This is a genomic window from Belnapia rosea (assembly GCF_900101615.1).
GTDB classification, from domain to species: Bacteria; Pseudomonadota; Alphaproteobacteria; order Acetobacterales; family Acetobacteraceae; genus Belnapia; species Belnapia rosea.
The window spans coordinates 1-4,638 of sequence record NZ_FMZX01000074.1; the positions used below are offsets into that span (position 1 = coordinate 1).

3 protein-coding genes are annotated in these 4,638 nt (G+C 68.5%); all 3 read left to right on the forward strand.

Annotated elements, in window-relative coordinates:
- On the forward strand, nucleotides 1-341 hold a 341-nt coding region (locus BLR02_RS27880; RefSeq protein WP_143018226.1), incomplete at its 5' end, for a transposase.
- 346 nt (nucleotides 342-687) lie between these two features.
- Nucleotides 688-2,433: a ShlB/FhaC/HecB family hemolysin secretion/activation protein gene (locus tag BLR02_RS27885; protein WP_143018388.1), complete on the forward strand. Its 1,746-nt coding sequence runs from the start codon at nucleotides 688-690 to the stop codon at nucleotides 2,431-2,433.
- A gap of 228 nt (nucleotides 2,434-2,661) precedes the next feature.
- The coding region (locus BLR02_RS27890) for a two-partner secretion domain-containing protein (protein WP_245705004.1) at nucleotides 2,662-4,638 on the forward strand (1,977 nt) is incomplete at its 3' end.

The following is a 4,638-nucleotide window of genomic DNA, read 5'->3' on the forward strand; positions in this document are numbered from 1 at the left end:
AGCATTCCGACCTGCGCTATGCGACAGCGCTGGCCTCGGGCATCCCAGCCTGCGACGTGGCGCTTGATCGCGGTTATATCTCAGCGCCGCTCCGCGCGGCCTTCGCCGCCGAGGGTTGCACCGTCCATACCCCACCCAAGCGGGGCATGGTTGATCCGCCCGCATGGGATCCCGTGCTGTACGCCCGGCGCCACCGCGTCGAAAACCTGTTTTCCCGGCTCAAGGACTTTGCTCGCATCACCCTGCGACGCGACAAGACACGCCGCAGTTGGATGGGCTTCGCCCATCTTGCTGCCACCATGATCAACTTGCGCACCACTGAGTTCGGTCACAGACCCTAGGGCTGCGGCGCACCGGATACCCGTAACCGGCCGGCGTCCAGGCCCGTCGGGTAGGCCATTCTTTGGTTGGTCAAGCGCCATTGCCGTGACCAGCGCCCGGCACCTTGGCACTGACGCAGTGGGATCAGTGCCGGGCATCGCTCCGTCTTCTGCAGGCACCTCGCATGAGCGAAGGATCGCCGAAGGCTGATCATGCCGCACCCGCATGATTATTGAGACGATACTTATCGTACGAGATTCGGCCCCATCGGTTGCCAGATTGGCGAAAAGATACGCCTGCTAGTTTACAGCGTTTCGACCCGAGGATAAAAAATTCGTTACTCGCATCCTGGGGGTTCAGGTGTCGATGCGCAGGTTGCCGGTTGCTTATGGCGTGGTGGCAGGGCTGCTGGTTGGCTGTGCCGCCTGGGCGCAGACCCCCGGCACGGTCCGCACGCCACTCGAGCCGGCGCTGCGCAACCCGGTCGAGTTGAACGCCCCGGCGCCGCCGGTGCGTCTCCAACCCAATGTCGAGGGGCCGCCGCTGCAGGCCCAGACCGGCCCGGGCGCGGCGGCCGAGGTGGCGATCGGCGAGGTGCGGATCACCGATGCCGAGGCCGTGCCGCCCGACCTTCTGGCCCCGGCCATCGCTGGCTTGGCCAATACGGCCATGCCGTTGTCCAGGATCGAGGAGGCGCGCCTCAACATCCTGCGCGCCTATCGCGAGGCGGGCTATCCCTTCGCCACGGTCAATGCCGGCCTGACCCGCCGCGGCAGCGTTGCTGATCTCAACTTCGCCATCGTCGAGGGCTTCGTCGCCGAGGTGAAGCTGGAGGGCGATATCGGCCCGGCCGGCACGCAGGTGTTGCGCTTCCTCAACCGGCTGCTTGGCCAGCGCCCGGTGAGCGCCGCGGCGATCGAGCGGGCGCTGCTGCTGGCGCAGGACATCCCCGGCGTGACGGTGCGTGGCACGCTGCGGCCCTTGGCCACCGAGCCGGGTGCGCTGCAACTCGTCGCCCAGGTCGAGCGCAAGTGGTACAGCGGCTACCTGAATGTCGATAACCGTGGCTACAAGCTGGTTGGTCCCTGGCAGGGGTTGCTGGTCGGCGGGCTGAACTCCTTCACCGAATTCGGCGAGCGCACGGAGCTTTCGCTCTTCGGGGCGCAGGACAGCACGCAGTGGTTTGCCCAGGGCTCGGTGGAAGCCTTCGTGGGCGGCTCGGGCCTCCGGATCCGGCTCTATGCCGGTACCGGGCAGACCCGGCCCTCCGGCAGCCTCCGCGCCATCGGCTATTACGGCGAGACGCAGGTGGGCGGCATCTCGGCGAGCTATCCGATCATCCGCAGCCGGCCGGCCAATCTCTACGCCGTCTCCAGCCTCGACATCTTCGACGGCGTGGTGGAGACCGGGACGAGCGGCCGCTCCCGTGCCAGCCGCGACGCCATCCGCACCTGGCGGGGTGGCTTCGACGGGCAGCTGCTCGATCGCTGGATCCCGTTCCTGCCGGCGTCGACGAATCTCGCCAGCATCCGCCTCGGTCAGGGCATCCGTGGGTTGGGGGCGACGCGCAACGGCGATCCGCTTTCCGGCCGCAGCGGCGCCGATGATTTCGGCTTCACCAAGCTCAGCGGCGAGGTGCTGCGCACCCAGCCGGTATGGTCGCCGGGCGAGGGGCAGATGTTCAGCCTGCAGGCCCTCTTCGCCGGGCAATGGACGAACGACATCCTGCCCCAGGCCGAGAAATTCTATCTTGGCGGCAATCGCCTGGGGCGTGGCTATTACTCCGGCCAGGTGACCGGGGACCGGGCCTGGGGGCTGGCGCTCGAGGCGCAGTACGATCTTGCCTTCGAGTTGCCGAACTCGGAGTTCGGGCCGGGGCGCATCGCCGCGCAGTTCTATGCCTTCCGTGACATCGCGCGGGCCGTGGAGAACCGGCCGAACGATGCCAATCGCCGGCTGTCCTCCTGGGGCGGAGGGGTGCGGACGGTGATCAACGAGACGGTGCAGTTCGACCTCGAAGGCGCCTACCGGGTGGTCAAGCGCCCCGATGGCGCGGCTGCGGACTCGCTGCACGAGACGGTCGTGCTGTTCCGCAGCCTGGTGAGATTCTGAGCAAGTAGCGGTTGCTAGCACTGCCCGGCCACGGCCGGGCCTTGGGGACGAAGGCCGATGGCGGCATCTGGTTGGACCTGCCCGGGTTTGCTGCGGGCCTGGCTGCTCGGGACCACGGCGCTGCTGCCGGCGGTGGGGGCATTGGCGCAGGGTGTTGCACCGAATGCACTGCCGGCCGGCGGGCAGGTTGCGGCTGGCAGCGCATCCATTGCGCAATCCGGCACCACGATGCAGGTCCGCCAGACCACGGACCGGGCGGCGATCAACTGGCAAAGCTTCAATATCGGCTCGAATGCCAGCGTGAATTTCCAGCAGCCCGCCGCCGCCTCCTGGACGCTGAACCGCGTGACCGGGCCCGACCCTTCGGTCATCGCGGGGCGGATGACGGCGAATGGCGGCATCGCGGTCGTGAACCAGTCGGGCGTCGTCTTCGCGCAAGGGGCGCAGGTGAATGTCGGCAGCCTGATCGCCAGCGCGGCCAATATCACCAATGAGAATTTCATGGCCGGGCGCATGGTGTTCGACGGCGCGCCCAAGCCGGGTGCGACGGTCGAGAATCACGGCAGCATCACGGTTGCCGATCGTGGCCTTGCGACGCTGGTCGGGCCGCGCGTCGGCAACACCGGCACGATCCGGGCGCGGCTCGGCCGGGTGGCGCTGCAGGGGGCCGAGACCTACAGCCTCGACCTCGCCGGCGACGGGCTGCTGTCGATCGATGTCACGCAGGCCGTGCGCAGCGCGGGCAACGGGACGACTGCGCTCGTCACCAATAGCGGCGTGATCGAGGCGAAGGGTGGATCGGTTCTGATCTCCGCCCACGCTGCCTCCGGTCTGGTCGAGGATCTGGTGCGGAATACCGGCCGCATCAACGCCGATACGGCGGCGGGGCGCAGGGGGCAGGTGGCGCTCCGGGCCGAGGGCGGCGGCGTGCGTGTTGAGGGCGCGGTACAGGCGACCGGCCGCGGAGCCCGCCAGCGGGGTGGCACGATCGAGGCAGTCGCCACCGGCAATGTCACCATCGCGCGCGGTGCCGTGCTGGATGCTTCGGGCGGTGCCGGAGGCGGCAGGATCGCAGTAGGCGTCGATGCCTCGAGTGCGCCGGGCTCGCCGAGCCGCCGCTCCCTGCGTACGGCGATTGAGCAGGGCGCCACACTCCGCGCCAATGCAACAGCGCGTGGCAATGGTGGACAGGTACTCGTCAATAGCGAGGGCCAGACCACCATGCGTGGTGCCATCGAGGCGCGTGGCGGTGCCCAAAGCGGTGACGGCGGGCTCATCGAAATCTCCGGCAAGGGTGGCTTCGACGTCGCGGGGACGGTTGACCTCAGCGCCCAGGCTGGTCGTCGAGGCGCGCTGCTGCTGGATCCCGAGCGTATTGTCGTGGACAGCGCCGATAACATTGCGGCACCAGCGGGTGATGGCGATACGAATCTGCTGACAGGCGGCGTCACACCGATCACGGCGGCCGGCAGTTCCGGTACCCTTTACATCGCGGCTCCGGTCATCACGACATTGCTGGGCGCAGCTGACCTCACGCTGCAGGCTGACCGCTCGATCACCTTCAACGCGGGCGCCGGTTCGATCTCCAACGCCGGCACCGCCTTCTCGCACGGGCTTTCGCTGACCGTGACTGCTGCGACGGCACTCGCAACAGACGGCATTTTCCTGAACAATACGGATATCAAGGCCGCGAGCTTGAACCTGAGTTCAAGAAACGGCACGGTGGCGGCCGGCACCATCAGTATCGGGGCGGCGCTGACAGCGACCGGTGACGTCACTATTGCCAGTGAAAACGTCCTGATCGGTGGTGCCGTAGCCGGCAACAACGTGACGGTCACGGCGGGGGACACGGTGTCGAATGCCGGGGTGATCCTGGCCCACCGCGACCTCGGCGTGACCGCGGGGGGGAGCATCCGCAACGGGCAGGGGCTGCTGGGCGGGGCGGCGGACAGCGCCGGCGCCTGGATGCTGGCGGAGACCGGCCGGCTGGTGGTGGCGGCGACGGCGGGGGATGTGCAGAACCTCGGCCAGATGGTGAGCACGGCTGGCACCGGCTCGGCGGTGCGGGCGGCGACGGTGCTGGACATGAGCCGGGGCGGGGTGATCCTGCTGGGCGATGCGCGGCGCGAGGCGGCGGGTGCCGGCCAGGTCGCGGCGGCGAGCGTGGTGATCGGCAGTGCCGGCCGCATCGTGGCGGGCAGCCTG